This is a genomic window from Pseudomonas sp. TNT2022 ID1044 (assembly GCF_028656895.1).
GTDB classification, from domain to species: domain Bacteria; phylum Pseudomonadota; class Gammaproteobacteria; order Pseudomonadales; family Pseudomonadaceae; genus Aquipseudomonas; species Aquipseudomonas reinekei.
Genome location: NZ_JAMDHB010000014.1, coordinates 43,127 through 62,841 on the forward strand (window position 1 = coordinate 43,127; position 19,715 = coordinate 62,841).

Genomic DNA, 19,715 nt, shown 5'->3' on the forward strand with positions numbered 1-19,715 from the left:
GCTCCTGCAAGGTTTGCCTGGTGTTTTTACCTGGGTGGATAGTTGGCCAGGATCCGGGTGACGGTTTCGCGAATCGCATTGCTGCGATCCGTTGGATTCGGCGTGCGGCTGAGCATCTGTTCGTCACTGCCGCGCCACACCAGTTTGCCGTCCTTGCCATCGAGCAGGTCGATCTGAAGGGTCGCCACCTTGTAGTTAACCAGACGGGTTTCGTTGTACATCGGCGCGCCCCAGTAGCCGTTCCACGGGTTACCCCAACCGCCGCCGTAGTTGGTGGTCACCTGTTGCTGACGCTCTTCGACAATCAGGTAGGTCTGCACACTCAAGTCACCCTTGGCGCCGGCGGCAGCCTGGCGCAACCCGCGCTGATCCAGCTGTTCGCTGACCGACTGGCGAATGCGTTGCTCAGTCAGGTCGCTTTTGATGCGTGGATCATCGGGGCGGTATTGCAAGACGGGGTCTTTCCAGCTCCAACTGCGATAGGCCGCAAAATCGCGGCTGGCGTCGAAGTCATGATTGACCTGGTTGGCGGCGCAGGCACTGAGCAATGCGATCACTGCCAGTAAAGCGAAACGGCGGAACATGATGATTCTCCGATTGAAGACATGATCCTGCGAAAGGCTTCTTATCGACAGAAGCTAACTGGGAGGATACGCCGACATGGCCTTTTCTACAGCTTCCCGTATGGCATCCACTTGCTGGCTCTGGGTGCCCCGGTTGCTGGTTTCAGCGCTGGAACTCCACACCGGTTGACCGCTTTGCGCATCGAACAGATCGACACGCACCACCACGACCTGTTCCTGATAGGTGCGGATGATCGGGACTGTGGCATAGGCGCCGCCGTAGCCATTGTTGTAGCGGTTGTAACCGCCATAACCGCCGTAATAGCCACCGTTGTAGTAATCGTCGCGAACCTGACGCAAACGGGTTTCCATGCGCAAATCGGCGCTGACGAACAGGTCCGCCGCCCGATTGTCATGCAACGGGCGCAAGCCACGCTGATCCAGCGCGCTGCTGACGGCTTCGGCGACCTGGGCCGAATCTGCCCACGCGGTGCCCGGCGGCATTTGCCCGTTGAGCCAGGCCCAACTGCGATAGCGCCCGTAGTCACGCGGCGGTGCCGGATAAGCGCTGCGGTCAAAGGTGTTGGCCGCTTGCGGTGGCGCCGGCGGGATGGGTTTGGAGGACGCCACATACGGGTTGCTGCCCTGACAGGCAGCCAACCCCAGACACAACAGCAGTAACCCTGAACGAGTTTTCATTTCGCGCTCCGATCAGACCGGCCGGCAGATCCAGTGCAAGTAACGCCCAAGCCCGGCAAAGCTTGGGTGGCGACGGTGGGCCAGCTCCATTTCCAGCAAGTCCACCAATTCGGCGCGGGCCTGGAACTCCACCGGCATGTAATCGTGAAAAACCCGCACGCCACTCTGGGTTTCGACCCGCCACAGACCTTCAAGTTGCGCCGCCAATTCCCGTGGATCAAGGGGTTGTTGCGGGGTCAGACTCTGCTTCTCGCCGGCCATGTCGTTCTTGCGCATCTTACGGAAATGGCCCTTGAGCAAATTGCGATAAATCAACGCATCGCGGTTGTAGAACGCCAGGGAGAGCCAGCCATCGGCCTTGGTCAGTTGATGCAGCACCGGCAGGATCGCGTGGGGTTCGGCCAGCCACTCCAGCACGGCGTGGCACAGCACAAGGTCGTAAGGTTCGGAGAGTTGGCCCAACAGGTCCTGCCACGGCGCCTGAATGAATGTTGCGCTTTGCCCGGCTTCGGCGAAGCGCTGGCGGGCGCCGTCGAGCATCGGTTCGGCGGGCTCGGCCAGCGTCACCTCATGCCCGCGCTCGGCCAGCCACAACGACATGTGGCCCAGGCCGGCGCCGATATCCAGCACTCGCAGCGGCCGGTCCGGCAGGGCTTCGGCCAGGTCGGCCTGGAGCACCGCCAGACGAATTGCACCTTTGGCACCGCCGTAGATTTTTTCTGCGAAACGGGTCGCCAGTTGATCGAAATGACGGTCGCTCATCAGCTGAATCTCCGCTCGCTGTCGGCCAGTTTGCTGCGCACCACGTCATTCATGTCCAGCCCCAACTCCCCGCACAACAATAATAGGTAGAGCACGATGTCACCGATTTCCTGGCCGGCATGGGCCAGTTTGTCCGCCGGCAACTGCCGCGACTGGTCTTCGGTCAGCCACTGGAAAATCTCTACCAGCTCGGCCATTTCGACACTGGCGGCCATGGCCAGGTTTTTCGGGCTGTGAAATGGCTGCCAGTCATTGCGGTCACGGATGGCGTGCAGGCGTTCGGTCAGTTCAACAAGGTTCATCGGGCTCTCCTGAAGGCGTATAGCTTCGGGGGGATCACAGGTGAAGGCAAGTGACAAAGATCGGGCGGCAGGCTCGCGCCCACAGGTCATGCACAACATTCTATGCTTGTGGGGAACTCGCCACCGCGATCCATGGCCCAACGCTCGAACTTATCAGGACGATCATTCCATGCAGGTAGAAGGTTTTTTCGAATGGCTCGGTCAGGCCCTCGGCTCAGTCATCCGTTTTATCGTTGACGCCCTCAGTGGCCTGTTCCAGCTGGTGAGCCGTGCCAGCAGCAATTTTGTCGAAGGTTTGTCCCGGGCGCTGGGCATGGACACCTCGATCGTCAGCATCGTTATCTTGATCCTGGGGCTGGTGCTGCTGTGGTCGGCGATCCGTGCGTTCATGAATGCGTCGATCATCATGGGGATCATCTGGTTGATGCTGGGGTTGTGGTTGCTCAGCTGGATCATGCACTGACTCGCCTCGATCCCCTGTGGGAGCGAGCCTGCTCGCGATAGCGTCCGAACAGTCGATATCAATTTCGCCTGACACACCATCGCGAGCATGCTCGCTCCTGCAATCGAACGCGGCAGAGGGTAAATGTGTCGCTACAATGCCCGCTCCCCAAGGAGCCTGCATGTCCAAGCTGATTGCCGACTGGCGCGACCGTCCTACCCATCGTCGGGTCTGGGCGCTGGCCGCGCCGATGATTCTCTCGAATATTTCCGTACCGCTGGTGGCGCTGGTCGACAGCACCGTCATCGGTCACTTGCCCCATGCCCATCAGCTCGGTGCCGTCGCGGTCGGCGCCAGTCTGTACACCTTCCTGGCCTGGGCCATGGGCTTTCTGCGCATGGGTTCCACCGGGTTTGCCGCCCAGGCTGCCGGGCGTGGGGATGGTGCGGCACTGCGGCAGATTTTATTGCAGGGCCTGTTGCTGGCCATGGGGCTGGCGTTGGTGCTGGGCGCCGTGGGCGTGCCGTTGAGTGGGGTCGCGCTGCATTTCATGCAGCCGTCGGCGGAACTGGATCAGATGACCCGCGAGTTTTTCCATACGCGGTTGTTCGGGCTGCCCGCAGCGCTGGCCAGTTATGCGCTGGTCGGCTGGTTCCTCGGCACGCAAAACGCTCGCGCGCCGCTGGCGATTCTCCTGAGCACCAACCTGGTCAACATCGCCCTGAACCTGTGGTTTGTGCTGGGCCTGGAATGGGGCGTGGTCGGCGCCGCCCGGGCTTCGGTGATCGCCGAATGGACCGGCGCGCTGATCGGCCTGTTGATGACCCGTCAGGCGTTGCGCGCCTACCCCGGCCATATCGTCTGGGCAGCCTTGGGCTGGTGGCAGAGCTGGCGCCCTTTGCTGGCGGTCAACCGTGACATTTTTATCCGCAGCCTGGCCCTGCAATCGGTGTTTTTCCTGATCACCGTACAAGGTGCGCGATTGGGTGACGCCACTGTCGCGGCCAACGCCCTGCTGCTCAATGGCTTGCTGCTGACCGCCCACGCGCTCGATGGCCTGGCCCACGCCGTGGAGGCCCTGTGCGGGCATGCCATCGGTGCCCGCGACCGAGAGGCGCTGCGTCGTTCTCTGGTGGTGGCTTGCGGCTGGTCGTTGCTGGCGAGCCTGGGGTTCGCCGTGTTGTTCCTGTTTGCCGGGCACCTGTTCATCGCGATGCAGACCGACATTGCCAGCGTGCGCGATACCGCCTTCGTTTACCTGCCTTACCTCGCCGCGCTGCCATTGATCGCGGTCTGGAGTTACCTGCTCGACGGCCTCTTCATCGGTGCCACCCGTGCCCGTGAAATGCGTAACGGCATGCTGCTGACAGTGGCCTTGCTGGTGCCCTTCGCCTGGGCGCTACAAGGGCTTGGCAACCACGGCCTGTGGCTAACCTTTCTGTTGTTCATGTTGCTGCGCAGCCTGACCCTCGGCGCCATCGCCTGGCGCCTGCGCCGCAACGATGGCTGGTTCGCTCGGGCTCATTGATCCGCTGTCATGCTGGGCAAGGGTGCGACGTCAACCTCGAGCGTCATGCCCGGGGATCGTCGCCCTGCCAGCGGTTGCGCAGGTTATCCAGGCGCTCCTGCTGCGTGTTGCCCAGCAGCGGCAACCGGGGCTCGGCAACAGGGTATTGCAAGCGCAACCACAACCAGCCGTCCAATACCGGCCGTTCGCTGAAACCCAGCGCCAGGCCATCCTGCAGATGCGACCACAAGCGGGTGTAATCAGAGCCGGTGGCCTGGCTCCAGTGCCAGGCATGATGTTCCAGCAGGCAGGTTTGCAGGTTTTCCCGTTGCCGCGCACTGAGGTCCTCCTCTTGCGCCAAAGGGCGCACGGCCAGCCCCGGGTTGAGCACCTGCTGCCAGCCCAGGCTGCCGATCGCCCGGTCAGCCCAGGTCCCGCCGAACCAGCGCAATTGGCTGACCGGCCCCAGCCAGCGAGTCAGCTCCCCGGCATCGCAGGCGTCGAAAAAGTAACTGGCGGTCTGCGGGTTGTAGAAGCTCAGCAAGGCCCGATGATGCAACCCGAACGAGACGGTCAGCATGCGCCGCAAGTGCGCGAGCAATGTCGTCGCGCCAGCCTCACTGGTCAGCAGCAAACCTCGCCACTGCTGCACATCGTGTCGGCAAGCCTCTGCCAGCGCCGGGCAGGTGCGCAGATCGATCAACAGCGGACCGTGTTCACGCAGGGCATGCCATTCAGTCCCCTCGAGCAGTGAAAACTGATTCGCCTGCGCCAACGTCTGTTGCACGGTCACACTCGCCTGCGGCGCGCCCGGTCTGTCCAGCAGCAACCATTGCGCGATCGCATCGGGCATGTGCACGTCGATCATGCGGCACCGCTCCGGCCAGATTGCGTCAACGCCCGACAGGTACAGAGCGCCTGCGCACAATGATTGAAGCTACCGCCACCGGGCAGCAGACAGAGCAACAACAAGGGCTCACCTGAGCGCAGCCAGTCCTGCACGCCTTCGGGTGGGTCTTCATCGCGGCTCGACGCCTCCGTCGCTTGCTCTTTCATCACACTCGCCGGCTGGTGAATGACCCCGGTAATCAACGGCTGGTCCGGATCGCCTTCGATAAAGCTCACCACCACCTCCGCCCCCTCGCTCAATGGTCCGACCCCGGCTGACTCAAGCTCCGGCGCCAACGGCAACCAACAGTGGCTCGGCGCCGCCCCTTCGCCTTGATAGAGCCAGTCAAACTGCACCGCCACCGGTCGGGATGGATCTGGCTGGTCTTCATCGACATCCACCACCCAGGCACGCTGCAGGCTGTGCATCCGGGGTTTGACTACGCAATGCGGCGGTTCAAACGGCGCTTCGCAGTGGATCGCCCGTACTTGGTTGCTGTAAGGCACCAGCCAATCCTGGCTGCCCTGATGCTCAACGTGAGTGAGTAACCACAGATGGTTCCACTGGCGCACGGGATGACCGCACAACGGCATCAGCTGACCACTGCGCAGCGTCGCCAGATCCGAATGCCCCTGTGCGCTCTGCAATGTGCTGTCCACACAACGTTGCACTTCGAATCGACGCAGCGCCGGTTGATTGCCCTCGGCGCGAAAATCAACCGCCTCCCTCTTGCAGAAATGTCCTTGGCCATCGGCAAACACCACGCAGTGCCCATGCGACCGGTGTTCGAAGTGGTAATGCAGCCGCTGCTGGGCGCACAAACGTTGAATGAATTGCAGATCCGATTCGCGGTACTGCGTGCAGTAATCGCGCAGCGGGTAATCGCGCTCCAGTTCGAAGCGCCGGTTCTGGCCGACAATGCCGTGCTCCTTGAGCACCTGATCGAGAATCTGCGGCACCGTCCTGGCGCTGAAAATCCGCTGGCTGAAACGCTGGGCCAGACACGCCAGCCTCGGACCAAGACGCACGTGACAGAGCCTGAGCGTTGACCCATGGTCGCGCTGGACAAGTTCCTGCAACTGGCCATGGATACTGTTTCCCTGCGGCCCGAAATGCAGGGAGGCCGAACGGTACAACAGGCTGGCGAGGTCGAGCGCCGGGTCATCGACCAGCAATTGCAGGTCGAACACGAAGGGCTCGCTGATGGCTTCTCTACCGGTAAAGGCCAGGACCTCGAAGGCGTCGGACAGACCTGCTACGTCCAGACGAAATTCAGGTTCGTTGACTGGATCGAACATCGGCGATTCTCTACAGGAGGGGCGGCCGGGGATTCTCGCCGAGAGACATGGCCGAGTAGAGAGGCGAAGTACAACTTAGGAAATGACCTACGCGAAAAGAAGACCAAATGACTTGGATAGCCGAGGACGTAGGCCGTTTCGCTTGGAAAAAGAGAGTCGCCGCACCAGGTCATCTGAAATTTCCGCAGCGAGCGGAAAATTTTCAGACAACCTGATGAGCGTGGTGCTTACCTCAGGAAGACAGGTAAGACGAACGGGTCAGCCCCAGGCGCAAGGCATCAAGGAACTGGGTGCGCTCGGAGGCACTGATGCGGGCACTGGCGCACTTGTCGCGGTAGTGGGTCATCAGTTCTTCCGGCGACAAGTGCACGTAACGCAGCATGTCTTCGATGGTGTCGTGGGTTTCGATACCGGCGTGGTACACGCTGCCGTCGGCGTTCTGGTAGATGTTCACCGAATCGGTGTCACCGAACAGGTTGTGCATGTCGCCGAGAATTTCCTGGTAGGCGCCCACCAGGAACACGCCCAGCAGGTAGTCCTCGCCTTCCTTCAAACCGTGCACCGGCAGGCTGGTTTCGATGCTCTGCTCGTCGACGTACTGGTTGATCTTGCCGTCGGAATCACAGGTCAGGTCTTGCAGCACCGCACGACGCAGCGGCTCTTCGTCGAGGCGATGCAACGGGATGATCGGCAGGACCTGGTCGATGGCCCAGGTGTCCGGCAGGCTCTGGAACACCGAGAAGTTGCAGATGTACTTGTCGGCCAGCTTGTCGTTGAGTTCGTCCAGCACCTGACGGTGGGAACGTTGACGCGCCTTCAACGAGTTGTGCAGGCGACGGCACACGGCGAAGTAGCATTGCTCGGCCAGGGCTTTCTCGGCCAGGGTCAGCTTGCCGTCGGCGTACTGGGCAGCGACATCGCTCATGTAGTGCGTGGCGCGCCAGTAGGTTTCGGTGACCATCTCGATGTCGGTCGGCCCCAGCAGGTCCACCAGCCACTGCACGGTTTCCGGCAGCGCTTCCTTGTTTTCGATCTGCGGCACGTCGTCGTTGTGTTTCTCGACGTCAGTCACCTGGATCACCAGCATGGCGTGGTGCGCGGTCAGGGAACGGCCGCTTTCGGAGAAGATGTTCGGGTGCGGCAGGCTCTGCGCGTCGCAGAACTCCTTGAGCATTCCGACCACGACACCGGCGTAGTCGTCCATGTCGTAGTTGATCGAACTGGCGTTACGCGAGTGCGTACCGTCGTAGTCCACGCCCAGGCCACCACCGACGTCGATGTGATCCACCGGCAGGCCGAGGTTGCGCAGCTCGCCGTAATAGCGGATCGCTTCCTTGAAACCGTGCTGGTAGTCGGCCAGGTTGGCGATCTGCGAACCCATGTGGAAGTGCAGCAGACGAATGCCCTGGTCCAGACCGGCCGCGCGGAAGCGCTCGACCACCGACAGCAACTGCGCCGCGGACAGGCCGAACTTGGATTTCTCGCCACCGGTGTCCGCCCACTTGGACGAGGCCAGGGACGACAGACGTACGCGCAGACCGACCTGAGGCTTGACCTTGAGCGAGTTGGCTTCTTCGATCACCAGGCCGACTTCGGATTCTTTCTCGATCACGATGAAGACGTTGTGGCCAAGCTTCTGGCCCATCAGCGCCAGACGAATGAATTCGCGGTCCTTGTAGCCGTTGCAGACGATGGTGCCGCCCTTCGGCGCCAGCGCCAGCACCGCCAGCAGTTCTGGTTTGGAGCCGGCTTCCAGACCGATGGAAACGTTCTGGGTGGCAATGATGTTCTCGATCACCGCTTCCTGCTGGTTCACCTTGATCGGGTACAGCGCGGTGTACTTGCTCTGGTATTCCAGGCGCTCGATGTTGGCGTCGAACGCCCCCGTCAGCTGACGCACGCGGTCTTGCAAGATGTCGGGGAAGCGCACCAGCAATGGCAGCGACAAGCCGCTCTTGCGCAGTTGATCGACTTGCTCGAACAGGTCGATGGGCGAACTGCTCGGGCCGTTCGGACGAACTTCGACGCGACCGGCGTCATTGATCGCGAAATACCCGGCCCCCCAATGGCGGATCCCGTAAACACTGCGGCTGTCCGCAACTGTCCATTGGCTGCCATCGTCTTTGCGTGTGCGTCGTACGGACATCGAAGTCCCCTATAAAGAAGTCATAGTGCGTCGCCTGGATTCAGGCCGGCGCAGTCTAAAGAATGAAAATGACGGTTCGTCAACGAGGGGGTAGACCCCGCCGACCGCAACGAGTTTAGAAACCGGTCATGAACAGGCTCTGTGAAAACCATGGTGACGACGCCAGGCCTGAAGGCAATCAGGGCTGGATCAAGCCGCAGGTGGTTTTCACAGAGGCTGCTAGCCGCCGGACTTCTTCGCCTTGAAACCGTGTTTGATCAGCTCAGCCAAGAGTAGCTCGACATGATCGCCCTGGATTTCAATGATCCCGTCTTTCAACGCCCCGCCGGTACCACAGCGTTTCTTCAACGTCGTGGCCAGTTCCTTGAGCGCGTCTTCAGCCAACGGCACGCCGGTGATGGTGGTCACCGTCTTGCCGCCACGGCCCTTGCTTTCGCGACGCACGCGAGCGATGCCGTCGCCGGCCGGGATAACGGTCTGTTTGCAGATGCAGGCGTCCACCGGTTTACTGCATTCCGGGCAATGACGACCTGCGTCGGTGGAAAATACCAGGCCACCAAGGGCGGCGAAGGATGCGGCTTTTTTGGCCACCGGCAATCCTCTTGGGAGGACAAAGACTGGTCGCGGCACTCGGGAAGTGCCCTCGACCGCGAAGCCCCACTCAGGCAGGGGCAGCGCTACTGAGCCAGGCAATACCGGTTCAGCTTGAAAAGGTCGCGCAGTGTAACGGCAAAAACGCCGATTGCTAAGAGCCAATCGGCGCCAATTTATGCCTCTTTTGCGACGTCGTCGCCACGTGAGCGCAGATAGCGCTTGAGCGCGGCCAAAGAGTCCGGGCAGTAAGGCTTTTGCTCGATTTCGCGCATGACCTGATCGATGGGGATAAAGCGCGCTTCCAGCACTTCTTCCGGCTGCAGGATCAACGGGCCATCCCAGACCGCAGAAAACGCCGAACACCACAGGCGATTGCCGGTGTCCTCGAAGAAAAAGTGGTCATGGGCAGCCAGTTCCACGCCACTCACGCCCAATTCCTCTTCCAGCTCCCGGGCCGCCGATTCGGCGTAGGTTTCGGTCGCCAGCACCATACCGCCCGCCGCCACGTCCCAGTAGCCCGGATAAATGGCCTTGCTCAGGGTGCGCCGATGCACGCACAACTCACCGGCGGAGTTGAACAACATAATGTAGGTGCCGCGGCCGATCAGCCCGCGCTCGCGCAGATCGCTGCGTACCAACGCGCCGAGCAGGTTGTCCTGTTCATCGACCCAGGCGATTTGCTCGGCATCCGAGGCCGCCCGGTGGGCAGCCTCTTTGGCGCTATCGACCATGACTCAGCCCTGATTCAGCAGTTGACGCAAGTCGATCACCGCCGCGTTGGCCCGGGAGATGTAGTTGGCCATGACCAGCGAGTGGTTGGCCAATACGCCGAAGCCGCTGCCATTGAGAATCATCGGACTCCATACCGCTTCCTGCGACGCTTCCAGTTCACGAATGATCTGACGCACGCTGACCGTGGCGTTCTTCTTGGCCAACACATCGGCGAAGTCGACTTCAATGGCGCGCAGCAAGTGCGACAAAGCCCAGGCCTGGCCGCGAGCCTCATAGAACACGTTGTCGATCTGCATCCATGGGGTTTCGACGACTTCTTCGTCGACCTGCGGCGCCACACCCGGGACCACGACCTCGGTCTTCAGCGCGGTGTTGAGCTTGACCCGGCCAACACTGGCCGACAGGCGTTGCGACAGCGAACCCAGACGTGTGCCAACGTCGCCCAGCCAGTTGTTCAGGTTATCGGCGCGGGCATAGAACAGCGCGCTCTTCTGGTTCGGATCGGACAGACGCGTCTGATAACGGCTCAGGGAGTTGATGCCTTCCTGATACTCGGACTCACTGGACGGCAGCACCCAGCTCTTGTTGTCGAAGTTGAAACGCGGCTCGGCCTTGGCCAGATCGGCGTCTTCGGCGGACTGCGACTGCGAGCGGGCGAAGTCTTTGCGCAACGCGCGGCTCAGGTCGCGTACCTGTACCAGCACGCCATATTCCCAGCTCGGCATGTTGTCCATCCACAAGCCCGGCGGGAAGCGGTCGTTGGAAATGTAGCCGCCCTGCTTGGTCAGCAACGTGCCGGCAACGGTCTTGAGGGTTTCGACCGTGGTGTAGCCGACCACCATTTGCTTGCCTTCTTTCTCGGCAGCCATTTGCGCCGTTTGCTGCACCGGGAACAGTGCGGGTTCCTGGCTCCAGTACCAGCCCAGGGCAATCGCCACCAGCAGGTAGAGACCGATCAGCGTGGCCAGCGCGCGGCTGAACAGCAGGCCGCCCAGATAACTGCGGGTGGCCGACTTCGGTTCGGCGGCACGTTCAGGCGCACTGCCTGCGCGGTTTTTCCAGTTCAGCATGGCGATATCCTTTCAATCACTTGAGTTCATCGGTTCGACCACAACCATACAACAACGTGCCTTTGCCCGGCACCCGCCGTGGCGTGGATACGGAAAATTACCGCGTCAGCGGACAAAAAGCCGTTTCGGGAAACCTGCAGGAGCCGGCTTGCTGGTTCCTGCAGGTGTTGCGTTGCCGCATCAGGGAATCCCCTAGCCCTGCCCTCCAGAAAATTAACCTGAAACTGGCAAAGCACCACACTGCTTGCGTAACCGCCGAGGATGGGGCGCGACGCCGCCATCACGCTGACCTTAAAGGCCAGAGCCGACTCATCGGTCACAAACTGAATGGGGTCGCTTTGCAGTTTATTGACGTACAGCACTCATGTCATCGCAAAGTGGTGCTAGCATAGAGCCACCATTCGATCTCAGTGTCCCCCCTAATAGTAGTCAGGATATGACCGAGCCAGAAGATCCCAGCCGCGAGCGCCTCAAGCACCACTTTGCCCAGCGGGTAATTCATCAGGCACGTCAGATTCTTGAGATATGGCAGCGCCTGCAACGCAGCGAGTGGTCCATCACCGATCTGTCGGAATTGAGCGAGGCCAACCTGCGTCTGCTGCGCTTCGCCGAGCGTTTCGAACAGCCGGAACATACGCAACTGGCACGCCACATCAGTCAGTCACTGGAAGCCGTCGACGCCAACCGCGGACGCTTGAGCAGTAGCCTGATCACTGACCTCAACCGCTTGATGCAGCGCCTTTCCCGCACTGGCCTGCGCCATGGCGACCAACTCGACCAGACGTTCCTGCCGCCGCTGCGCAAGCCGATCTACGTGATGCTGCAGGATCACGACCGTGGCGAGCGCCTGGCCAAGCAACTGGAATTTTTCGGGCTCAGCGCCCAGTCCCTGGACAGCGTATCGGCGTTTCGCTCTTCGATGGTCGAGCGCCTGCCGGCGGCGATTGTCATGGACGTCGACTTCAGTGGCCCCGGCATCGGCCTGAAACTGGCCGCAGAAGCCCAGGAAGGCCTCGATCATCAGCTGCCGCTGCTGTTCTTCAGCCTGCACGAAACCGATACCCCGACCCGACTCGCCGCCGTGCGTGCCGGCGGCCAGGAATTCCTCACCGGCACCCTCGAAGCGTCGAGCCTGCTGGAGAAAATCGAAGTCCTGACCTGCGTGGCCCAGTACGAACCTTATAAAGTGCTGATCATCGACGACTCGCGCGCCCAGGCCCTGCACACCGAGCGCCTGCTCAACAGCGCCGGGATTGTCACCCGCACGCTTATCGAGCCGATCCAGGCCATGGCCGAACTGGCGGATTTCCAGCCCGACCTGATCATCCTCGACATGTACATGCCAGCCTGCACCGGTACGGAACTGGCCAAGGTGATCCGCCACAACGACCGTTATGTCAGCGTGCCGATCATTTACCTGTCTGCCGAAGACGACCTGGACAAGCAGCTCGACGCCATGAGCGAAGGCGGCGACGACTTCCTGACCAAGCCGATCAAGCCCCGGCACCTGATCACCACCGTGCGCAATCGCGCGGCACGGGCGCGTAACCTCAAGGCGCGCATGGTCCGCGACAGCCTCACCGGCTTGTACAACCACACCCACATCCTGCAACTGCTCGAAGACTGTTCGTTCCGTTCCCGACGCGAGAACAAGCCGCTGAGCTTTGCCATGCTCGACATCGACCACTTCAAGCGAGTCAACGACAGCCACGGTCACCCCATGGGCGACCGGGTCATCAAGAGCCTGGCGCTGTTTCTCAAGCAGCGACTGCGCAAGACCGACTTCATCGGACGATACGGTGGCGAAGAGTTCGCCATCGTCATGCCGGACACCGACCTTGAGGCGGCCTACAACGTCCTCGATGAAATCCGTCAGCGCTTTGCCGAAATTCACTACCCGGCCCAACCCCACGACCTGTGGTGCACCTTCAGCGCCGGGGTCGTGCAGTTGTGTGAAACCTCCGACAGTCTGTCGATGGCCAGCCAGGCGGATGAAGCGCTTTACCGTGCCAAAGGGGCCGGACGCAACCGTGTCCAGGCCGCGGAGACGTCAAAGCAAAGTGCCACTTTTTCATCACAATTGACCCCTACGGTCATAACCTTGTAATAGAAACGCAATAACTTCAGGCGCTTACCATTTCTGCCGTTGGTAGTCCGTGATGCGCCTCAAGCTGCTGACCAATCTCAACACCCTCCTTTTAGTTGCCGTGTGCGTGGCCCTTGGCGCCACGCTGTGGTGGTCGCAAAAGGCCCTCGAACGCCCCTATCTATTAATGGAGCGGTACCTGGGTTTGTCGCAACAGTTTCAGAATCAAGTGGCGCGCAATATCGAGGATTACCTCGCCAGCGGCGATGCCCTGCGCCTGAGCAGCGCCAGCCAGACCATTGACGAGCTGCAAAAAGAACTCGGCGAGTTGCCACCGGCGCTGGCCGAGACCCTGCGTCCAAGCCTGTCGAACCTCAGTGATTTCAGCAAAACCGACCTGCTCGCCGCGGGCAAGCTCGCGGGCGATCCCCAGGCCTTGCTGCTGCAAGCCGAGCGCGAACTGAGCGCCAGCCTCGACCAGCTCAGCCAGTACGCCAGCGCTAACGCGGCCTATCTGACGCCGTTGCTCACGGCATCGCAGCACTTGGGCAAACTGTCGCTGGCCCGGGACAAACTGGTCAGCAGTGGCCGCAGTGAACTGGCCGCCGATGTCGAGCGCGAAGTTGCCAACATTCGTGCCCAGGCCGCGCTGCTGGACGCCCTGCCCTTGCTCGGCGTGACCGCCAGCAGCGAATCGAACACCGATGATTTCGCCGCGATGATGGGCCTCGAAAACACCGAGAAAGCGGTTGCCGAAGATGCCGGCGTCGGTTTCAAGCGTGAACTCAATAGCCTGCTCACCCGCTACCCCGCGGAACTGGCACGAACCCGTGACCAGATCCAGAAACGCGCCGACCTCAGCGCGGCCACCCACCTCAAGATCGCGGATGTGCAACAAGCCATCGCCGGGCTGGAACCGGTGGTCCGCGCCCAGCACGGACAGATCCAGGGCGAAGTTCGACTGATGCAAGGCGTGATGATCGGTATGATTTTGCTGATCGCACTGCTGATCGACACCCTGCAACGCAAACTCGCCAGGACCCTGACCAACCTCGCCCCGGCGCTGTCGACCTGGGCCGAAGGCGATTTCAGCCAGGACATCCAGTTGGGCAAAACCAACCGTGAGCTGCATGACATCGAAGCGTCGCTCAATCGCTTGCGTGCGTATCTGGTGACCCTGGTCGGGACCATTCGCCTCAATGCCGAACAAGTCGCCGGCAGCAGCCGGACCCTCGCCGAATTGAGCAACGATCTGCACAGCGGCGCTGAGCACCAGGCCGGGGACACCGCGCTGATCCGCGATTCCCTCGGCGAACTGGAAGCGACCATTCAGCAAGTTGCCGGTGATGCCAGCCAGGCGGCCGAGGCCAGTCGTCACGCTGGCCTGGCGGTGGAGCACGGGCAGAAAGTCATCGGCCTGAGCCTCACCGGCCTGCATGCGCTGGTGGGCGAAGTACAGGGCAATGCGCAGATGATCGAGCACCTGGCCGAAGAGTCCGCGACCATCGGCGGCGTGCTGACGGTGATCCGCTCGATTGCCGACCAGACCAACCTGCTGGCGCTGAACGCGGCCATTGAAGCGGCTCGCGCCGGGGAAATGGGCCGAGGCTTTGCGGTGGTGGCCGAAGAAGTCCGCTCACTGGCACAACGCACCGCCGGCGCCACGTCCGAGATCCAGACATTGATCGCCGGCCTGCAAACCGCCGCACGCCAGTCGGTCGAAGGCATGCGCGCCCAGGTCGAACACGCCGAAGCCACCGCCAACCAGGCGCAGGCGGCCGACGGCGCGCTGGATAAAATCGTCGGGGCAATCCAGACCATTTCCGACACCGCCGTGCGCATCGCCGATGTCACCGCGCAGCAGAGCGGCGCTGTCAGCGAGATCCGCGATCACAGCGAGCGGATTCATCAGCTGGGTGGAGATAACCTGCTGCGTATTGGCGAAGGACGTGAGCAAGGGGAAAACCTGCTGGTGCTGGGCGGACGTTTACACACAGCCGTCCAAGCCTTCCGCGTCTGAAAGATCGCCATCGCTGGCAAGCCAGCTCCTACATGATTGCACCGTACCCGTAGGAGCTGGCTTGCCAGCGATGGCGTCGAAACATCCACCCTGGAACTACCTACACTGCACACCCGCGCGGCGTCCGCTATCATCCCCCCAATTCCGATACGCGAGATTGTCATGCGCCGTTTGCTTTGCCTGCTGCTTTTAGTGCTCGCCCTGCCGGCTACCGCCGCCGGGTTGCTGGAGAGTCGCCCCAATTCGACCCTGGGCTCGATCAACAACAGCGCCGACTTTCTGCCGGTGCGCGAAGCCTTTCAGTTGAGCCTGGTAGAAAGCACACCGCAATCGATCAAACTGCGCTTCGTCGCCACCGAGGGTTATTACCTCTACCGTCACCGCTTCCAGTTTCGCGCCGAGCCGGCCGATGTCGCCCTCGGGGCCGCGCAATTGCCCGACGGCCAAAAGAAGCACGACGAGTACTTCGGCGATGTCGAGGTCTATCACGGGATTCTCGATGTAGAGCTGCCGCGCACCGATCAACGCGCTTTTACCTTGGCGGTGACCTATCAGGGCTGCGCCGACAAGGGCCTGTGCTATCCGCCGGAAACCGAGCGCCTGAGCATCAATGGCGGCAGCGACAACACGTCCACAGCCAGTCACTGGAGCTGGCGCGAACTGGCGCTGTTCTTCCTCGCCGGCCTTGGCCTGACATTCACACCCTGCGTGCTGCCGATGTTGCCGATCCTTTCCGGCGTGGTGTTGCGCGGCCAGGTCGGCGGCTTGCGCGGCTTTAACCTGTCGTTGGCGTACGTGCTGCCGATGGCGGCGTGTTTTGCCCTGCTCGGCGCCCTGATGGGCATGTTCGGCGCACAACTCAATCTTCAGGCACGCCTGCAATCAGCGTGGGTACTGGTGCCCTTCGCCATGTTTTTTGCAGTGTTTGCGCTGGCGATGTTCGGGGTTTTCGAACTCAAATTGCCGCACGCCATCAGCAGCCGACTCGACCGCATCGCCGGCCGCACCGAGGGTGGCTCGCTGTGGGGAGCGGCGGTGCTGGGCGTGGTGTCCAGCCTGCTGGTTTCGCCCTGCGTATCGGCGCCGCTGGCCGGCGCGTTGCTGTACATCAGCGCCAGCGGCGATTCCTTGGGCGGCGGCCTGAAACTGTTCATGCTTGGCCTCGGCATGGGCGCGCCACTATTGCTGGTGGCGACGGGGGGGGCGGCGTGGCTGCCGAAGAGCGGACCGTGGCTGATCTACGTAAAAAATGCGATTGGCGTGCTGTTGCTGGGACTGGCGATCGGCTTGCTCAGCCGGGTGCTGCCGGGCCAGATCACCCTGCTGCTGATCGGCCTGCTGGCCGGTGGCGTCGGCTTGTTTTTGGGTGCGCTGGAGTTCGTTTACAAACCGCCGCGCAAACGCCTGGGCCAGCTACTCGGGATGTTCCTGCTGTTTTACGCGCTGGCGTGCTGGTTCGGCGCGTTCAGTGGGCAGAGCGACCCTTTCAACCCCATCGGCCAGCCGCGCATCATTGCCGGTAACGCACCAGCGCAAGAAACCGGCACCTGGCAGACCGTCAACACCCCGGCGGACCTCGACCGTGCACTCGCCGACGCCCGCACGGCCAACACTGCGCTGCTGCTCGACTGGTACGCCGACTGGTGCATCAGCTGCAAAGTCATCGAACGGGAAGTGCTCAACGACCCTACCGTGGTCGAACGCCTCAAGGGCTATCGGCTGGTGCGCTTCGATATTACCGACAGCAACGCCGAACAACGCGCCTTGCTCGACCGCTACAAACTGTTCGGTCCCCCGGCCTTGATGTTTTTCGGCAAGGACGGCGTCGAACATACCGATGTGCGGGTGATTGGCGAGATCAATGCCCGGGACTTCGCCGAACGGGTTGCCAGGGCGAATGACCGGATTTAATCAAGCAGTCATATATCTCGCGCAAACATCGGTCATCGTGCTGGCTATTGCAGAGAACTGGACAGTCACAAAGGCTTTGCGGCATAGTCGCCGGGTTCTGACAATTGCACACAGATAACAAAGGAACCGCCGATGGCGACGCTACTCGTTCTGCACGGACCCAACCTGAACTTGCTCGGCACCCGTGAACCGGGCACCTATGGCGCCACGACGCTGGCGCAGATCAACCAGGATCTGGAACGCCGTGCCCGCGAAGCCGGCCACCATTTGCTGTATCTGCAAAGCAATGCCGAGTACGAATTGATCGACCGCATCCACGCCGCTCGCAGCGAAGGCGTGGACTTCATTCTGATCAATCCAGCAGCTTTTACACATACAAGTGTCGCATTACGTGACGCGCTGCTGGCGGTGAGCATCCCATTCATCGAAGTGCATTTGTCTAACGTGCACAAACGCGAACCTTTCCGCCATCACTCCTACTTCTCCGACGTAGCGGTGGGAGTGATCTGCGGCCTTGGCGCCAGCGGTTATCGACTGGCCCTGGAGGCCGCACTAGAGCAGCTTGAAATACAGGCAACAGCTTGAACAACAAGCGTTAAACGCCCCTGACCGACCCTTGGGAGTTGATGATTCATGGATATCCGTAAAGTTAAGAAACTGATCGAATTGCTGGAAGAGTCCGGCATCGACGAGCTCGAGATCAAGGAAGGCGAAGAGTCCGTACGCATCAGCCGCCATAGCAAAACCCCGGCTCAGCAGTACTACGCTCCGGCTCCAATGCCAGCTCCGGCTGCCGCGCCTGCCGCTGCCGCCGCTCCGGCTGCCGCTGCCGCACCCGCCGCGCCTGCTGCACCAGCGTTGAACGGCACCGTTGCCCGTTCGCCAATGGTCGGCACGTTCTATCGCAAGTCTTCGCCAACCTCACCGTCCTTCGTTGAAGTCGGCCAGACCGTGAAGAAAGGCGACACCCTGTGCATCGTTGAAGCCATGAAGATGATGAACCACATCGAAGCTGAAACCAGCGGTGTGATCGAATCCATCCTCGTTGAAGACGGCCAGCCGGTTGAGTACGACCAACCGCTGTTCACCATCGTTTGAACCGCGGAGAGCCTTTGATGACTGCGAAGTTGGAAAAAGTTCTGATCGCCAACCGCGGTGAGATCGCCCTGCGGATCCTGCGCGCCTGCAAAGAGATGGGCATCAAGACCGTCGCCGTTTACTCCAAGGCTGACAAGGAACTGATGCACCTGGGTCTGGCGGACGAATCCGTCTGCATCGGCCCGGCATCGGCCGCCCACTCCTACCTGCACATTCCGGCAATCATTGCCGCGGCCGAAGTGACTGGCGCCACCGCCATTCACCCAGGCTACGGTTTCCTTGCGGAAAACGCCGACTTCGCCGAGCAGGTCGAGAACTCCGGCTTCGCGTTCATTGGCCCGAAAGCCGAAACCATTCGCCTGATGGGCGACAAGGTATCGGCCAAGCACGCCATGATCGCCGCTGGCGTACCGACCGTTCCGGGCTCTGACGGCCCGTTGCCGGAAGACGAAGAAACCGCTCTGCGCATTGGTCGCGAAGTCGGTTACCCGGTGATCATCAAAGCCGCTGGCGGCGGTGGTGGTCGCGGCATGCGCGTTGTGCATAAAGAAGAAGACCTGATTTCCTCGGCCAAACTGACCCGCTCCGAAGCAGGCGCGGCGTTCGGCAACCCGATGGTCTACCTGGAAAAGTTCCTGACCAACCCGCGTCACGTGGAAGTCCAGGTGCTTTCCGACGGCCAGGGCCAAGCCATCCATCTGGGCGACCGCGATTGCTCGCTGCAACGCCGCCACCAGAAAGTTCTCGAAGAAGCGCCGGCACCGGGCATCGACGAGAAGGCTCGCCAGGAAGTTTTCGCTCGCTGCGTCAAGGCGTGCATCGACATCGGTTACCGTGGTGCAGGCACTTTCGAGTTCCTGTACGAGAACGGTCGCTTCTACTTCATCGAGATGAACACTCGTGTCCAGGTAGAGCACCCGGTTTCGGAAATGGTCACCGGTATCGACATCGTCAAGGAGATGCTCAGCATCGCCGCCGGCAACAAGCTGTCGTTCACCCAGGATGACGTGGTCATCCGCGGTCACGCGCTGGAATGCCGGATCAACGCCGAAGACCCGAAAACCTTCATGCCGAGCCCGGGCACGGTCAAGCATTTCCACGCACCAGGCGGCAACGGCGTTCGCGTCGATTCGCACCTGTACAGTGGCTATGCCGTTCCGCCTAACTACGATTCGTTGATCGGCAAGCTGATCACTTACGGGGCAACCCGTGACGAAGCCATGGCGCGCATGCGCAATGCGCTGGACGAAATCGTGGTCGACGGGATCAAGACCAACATCCCGCTGCACCGCGACCTGACCCGCGACGAAGGCTTCTGCAAAGGGGGCGTGAACATTCACTACCTCGAGCACAAGCTGGCTGGCGAGAAGCACTAAGCTTCGACCTTGCACCTGACAAAGCCGCCTTCGGGCGGCTTTGTTGTATCTGAAGGTTTCATCCTGCCGAGCACCAAGCCCCTTGTGGGAGCGAGCCTGCACGCGAAGGATATGTCACATCCAACATTAGAAGTGACTGCCCCACCGCTTTCGCGAGCAGGCTCGCTCCCACAGGGAACTGCGAAACCAAGCCACTCCCACAAAACCTTCGCGCTCGCGT

Annotated in this window: 19 protein-coding genes; 8 read left to right on the forward strand and 11 right to left on the reverse strand. The window is 61.3% G+C overall.

Going from position 1 to position 19,715, the window contains the following annotated elements:
* Nucleotides 1-26 precede the first annotated feature (26 nt).
* The 4 genes from M5G20_RS18175 to M5G20_RS18190 are packed head-to-tail and all read right to left on the reverse strand — an operon-like array spanning nucleotide 27 to nucleotide 2,326.
* Nucleotides 27-584 carry a DUF4136 domain-containing protein gene (locus M5G20_RS18175; RefSeq protein ID WP_273920216.1) on the reverse strand — a complete coding sequence of 186 codons (558 nt, stop codon included), beginning with the start codon at nucleotides 582-584 and terminating at the stop codon, nucleotides 27-29.
* A 54-nt stretch (nucleotides 585-638) separates the two neighbouring features.
* The gene (locus M5G20_RS18180) at nucleotides 639-1,262 is read right to left on the reverse strand and encodes a DUF4136 domain-containing protein (protein WP_273920217.1); all 624 of its coding nucleotides are present in this window, start codon (nucleotides 1,260-1,262) and stop codon (nucleotides 639-641) included.
* Nucleotides 1,263-1,274: 12 nt separating this feature from the next.
* The gene (locus M5G20_RS18185; protein ID WP_273920218.1) at nucleotides 1,275-2,024 is read right to left on the reverse strand and encodes a methyltransferase; all 750 of its coding nucleotides are present in this window, start codon (nucleotides 2,022-2,024) and stop codon (nucleotides 1,275-1,277) included.
* On the reverse strand, nucleotides 2,024-2,326 hold the full coding sequence (locus M5G20_RS18190; RefSeq protein ID WP_056852476.1) for a MazG-like family protein: 303 nt from the start codon (nucleotides 2,324-2,326) through the stop codon (nucleotides 2,024-2,026). The genes M5G20_RS18185 and M5G20_RS18190 overlap by 1 nt, the downstream gene beginning before the upstream one ends.
* 169 nt (nucleotides 2,327-2,495) lie before the next feature.
* Here M5G20_RS18190 and M5G20_RS18195 point away from each other — a divergent pair, with 169 nt between their 5' ends.
* Together M5G20_RS18195 and M5G20_RS18200 are read left to right on the forward strand one after the other, a co-directional pair.
* Nucleotides 2,496-2,789 (forward strand): hypothetical protein, encoded by a 294-nt coding sequence (locus M5G20_RS18195; protein WP_273920219.1) that lies wholly within the window; start codon nucleotides 2,496-2,498, stop codon nucleotides 2,787-2,789.
* 160 nt (nucleotides 2,790-2,949) lie between these two features.
* The gene (locus M5G20_RS18200; RefSeq protein ID WP_273920220.1) at nucleotides 2,950-4,296 is read left to right on the forward strand and encodes an MATE family efflux transporter; all 1,347 of its coding nucleotides are present in this window, start codon (nucleotides 2,950-2,952) and stop codon (nucleotides 4,294-4,296) included.
* 43 nt (nucleotides 4,297-4,339) lie between these two features.
* Here the strand turns inward: M5G20_RS18200 and M5G20_RS18205 are convergent, their stop codons facing one another.
* The 7 genes from M5G20_RS18205 to M5G20_RS18235 all read right to left on the reverse strand — a co-directional run bounded on the left by M5G20_RS18205 (nucleotide 4,340) and on the right by M5G20_RS18235 (nucleotide 11,366).
* Nucleotides 4,340-5,143, reverse strand: a complete 804-nt coding sequence (locus tag M5G20_RS18205; protein ID WP_273920221.1) for a DUF4123 domain-containing protein — start codon at nucleotides 5,141-5,143, stop codon at nucleotides 4,340-4,342.
* Entirely contained in the window at nucleotides 5,140-6,462 is a 1,323-nt protein-coding gene (locus M5G20_RS18210) for a type VI secretion system Vgr family protein (RefSeq protein ID WP_273920222.1), read from the reverse strand. Before M5G20_RS18210 ends, M5G20_RS18205 begins: the two co-directional genes overlap by 4 nt.
* Nucleotides 6,463-6,694: 232 nt before the next feature.
* Nucleotides 6,695-8,608, reverse strand: coding sequence for an arginine decarboxylase (speA, locus tag M5G20_RS18215; RefSeq protein ID WP_273920223.1), 1,914 nt, complete (start codon nucleotides 8,606-8,608; stop codon nucleotides 6,695-6,697).
* A 219-nt stretch (nucleotides 8,609-8,827) separates the two neighbouring features.
* Nucleotides 8,828-9,199: a translation initiation factor Sui1 gene (locus M5G20_RS18220; RefSeq protein WP_007914613.1), complete on the reverse strand. Its 372-nt coding sequence runs from the start codon at nucleotides 9,197-9,199 to the stop codon at nucleotides 8,828-8,830.
* A gap of 176 nt (nucleotides 9,200-9,375) precedes the next feature.
* Nucleotides 9,376-9,933, reverse strand: coding sequence for an NUDIX hydrolase (locus M5G20_RS18225; protein WP_273920224.1), 558 nt, complete (start codon nucleotides 9,931-9,933; stop codon nucleotides 9,376-9,378).
* A gap of 3 nt (nucleotides 9,934-9,936) precedes the next feature.
* The gene (locus M5G20_RS18230; RefSeq protein ID WP_273920225.1) at nucleotides 9,937-11,004 is read right to left on the reverse strand and encodes a DUF2333 family protein; all 1,068 of its coding nucleotides are present in this window, start codon (nucleotides 11,002-11,004) and stop codon (nucleotides 9,937-9,939) included.
* Nucleotides 11,005-11,030: 26 nt separating this feature from the next.
* Nucleotides 11,031-11,366, reverse strand: a complete 336-nt coding sequence (locus M5G20_RS18235; protein ID WP_273920226.1) for a hypothetical protein — start codon at nucleotides 11,364-11,366, stop codon at nucleotides 11,031-11,033.
* Between the two features lie 74 nt (nucleotides 11,367-11,440).
* On the opposite strand from M5G20_RS18235, the gene gcbA reads away from it, so the two are divergent.
* The 6 genes from gcbA (at nucleotide 11,441) to accC (ending at nucleotide 19,495) form a co-directional block, all read left to right on the forward strand.
* Nucleotides 11,441-13,111 carry a diguanylate cyclase GcbA gene (gene gcbA, locus M5G20_RS18240; protein ID WP_273920227.1) on the forward strand — a complete coding sequence of 557 codons (1,671 nt, stop codon included), beginning with the start codon at nucleotides 11,441-11,443 and terminating at the stop codon, nucleotides 13,109-13,111.
* 964 nt (nucleotides 13,112-14,075) lie between these two features.
* Nucleotides 14,076-15,110, forward strand: a complete 1,035-nt coding sequence (locus M5G20_RS30315) for a methyl-accepting chemotaxis protein (protein WP_443218310.1) — start codon at nucleotides 14,076-14,078, stop codon at nucleotides 15,108-15,110.
* A 162-nt stretch (nucleotides 15,111-15,272) separates the two neighbouring features.
* Entirely contained in the window at nucleotides 15,273-17,021 is a 1,749-nt protein-coding gene (locus tag M5G20_RS18250) for a protein-disulfide reductase DsbD (RefSeq protein WP_273920229.1), read from the forward strand.
* 132 nt (nucleotides 17,022-17,153) lie between these two features.
* A complete protein-coding gene (gene aroQ / locus M5G20_RS18255) occupies nucleotides 17,154-17,606 on the forward strand; it encodes a type II 3-dehydroquinate dehydratase (protein ID WP_075947828.1) in 453 nt (150 codons plus the stop codon).
* 48 nt (nucleotides 17,607-17,654) lie between these two features.
* The gene (accB, locus tag M5G20_RS18260) at nucleotides 17,655-18,119 is read left to right on the forward strand and encodes an acetyl-CoA carboxylase biotin carboxyl carrier protein (RefSeq protein ID WP_273920230.1); all 465 of its coding nucleotides are present in this window, start codon (nucleotides 17,655-17,657) and stop codon (nucleotides 18,117-18,119) included.
* Nucleotides 18,120-18,136: 17 nt separating this feature from the next.
* The gene (accC, locus tag M5G20_RS18265; protein WP_273920231.1) at nucleotides 18,137-19,495 is read left to right on the forward strand and encodes an acetyl-CoA carboxylase biotin carboxylase subunit; all 1,359 of its coding nucleotides are present in this window, start codon (nucleotides 18,137-18,139) and stop codon (nucleotides 19,493-19,495) included.
* Nucleotides 19,496-19,715: the final 220 nt, after the last annotated feature.

What these genes read in the sequence shown, in the direction of transcription:
- accC (WP_273920231.1), top strand. Translation starts at nt 18,137, where the DNA reads ATGACTGCGAAGTTGGAAAAAGTTCTGATCGCCAACCGCGGTGAGATC.
- speA (WP_273920223.1), bottom strand. Translation starts at nt 8,608, where the DNA reads ATGTCCGTACGACGCACACGCAAAGACGATGGCAGCCAATGGACAGTT.
- M5G20_RS18250 (WP_273920229.1), top strand. Translation starts at nt 15,273, where the DNA reads ATGCGCCGTTTGCTTTGCCTGCTGCTTTTAGTGCTCGCCCTGCCGGCT.
- M5G20_RS18230 (WP_273920225.1), bottom strand. Translation starts at nt 11,004, where the DNA reads ATGCTGAACTGGAAAAACCGCGCAGGCAGTGCGCCTGAACGTGCCGCC.
- M5G20_RS18185 (WP_273920218.1), bottom strand. Translation starts at nt 2,024, where the DNA reads ATGAGCGACCGTCATTTCGATCAACTGGCGACCCGTTTCGCAGAAAAA.
- M5G20_RS18190 (WP_056852476.1), bottom strand. Translation starts at nt 2,326, where the DNA reads ATGAACCTTGTTGAACTGACCGAACGCCTGCACGCCATCCGTGACCGC.
- M5G20_RS18180 (WP_273920217.1), bottom strand. Translation starts at nt 1,262, where the DNA reads ATGAAAACTCGTTCAGGGTTACTGCTGTTGTGTCTGGGGTTGGCTGCC.
- M5G20_RS30315 (WP_443218310.1), top strand. Translation starts at nt 14,076, where the DNA reads ATGATTTTGCTGATCGCACTGCTGATCGACACCCTGCAACGCAAACTC.
- aroQ (WP_075947828.1), top strand. Translation starts at nt 17,154, where the DNA reads ATGGCGACGCTACTCGTTCTGCACGGACCCAACCTGAACTTGCTCGGC.
- M5G20_RS18210 (WP_273920222.1), bottom strand. Translation starts at nt 6,462, where the DNA reads ATGTTCGATCCAGTCAACGAACCTGAATTTCGTCTGGACGTAGCAGGT.
- M5G20_RS18205 (WP_273920221.1), bottom strand. Translation starts at nt 5,143, where the DNA reads ATGATCGACGTGCACATGCCCGATGCGATCGCGCAATGGTTGCTGCTG.
- M5G20_RS18195 (WP_273920219.1), top strand. Translation starts at nt 2,496, where the DNA reads ATGCAGGTAGAAGGTTTTTTCGAATGGCTCGGTCAGGCCCTCGGCTCA.
- M5G20_RS18225 (WP_273920224.1), bottom strand. Translation starts at nt 9,933, where the DNA reads ATGGTCGATAGCGCCAAAGAGGCTGCCCACCGGGCGGCCTCGGATGCC.
- accB (WP_273920230.1), top strand. Translation starts at nt 17,655, where the DNA reads ATGGATATCCGTAAAGTTAAGAAACTGATCGAATTGCTGGAAGAGTCC.
- M5G20_RS18175 (WP_273920216.1), bottom strand. Translation starts at nt 584, where the DNA reads ATGTTCCGCCGTTTCGCTTTACTGGCAGTGATCGCATTGCTCAGTGCC.
- M5G20_RS18200 (WP_273920220.1), top strand. Translation starts at nt 2,950, where the DNA reads ATGTCCAAGCTGATTGCCGACTGGCGCGACCGTCCTACCCATCGTCGG.
- gcbA (WP_273920227.1), top strand. Translation starts at nt 11,441, where the DNA reads ATGACCGAGCCAGAAGATCCCAGCCGCGAGCGCCTCAAGCACCACTTT.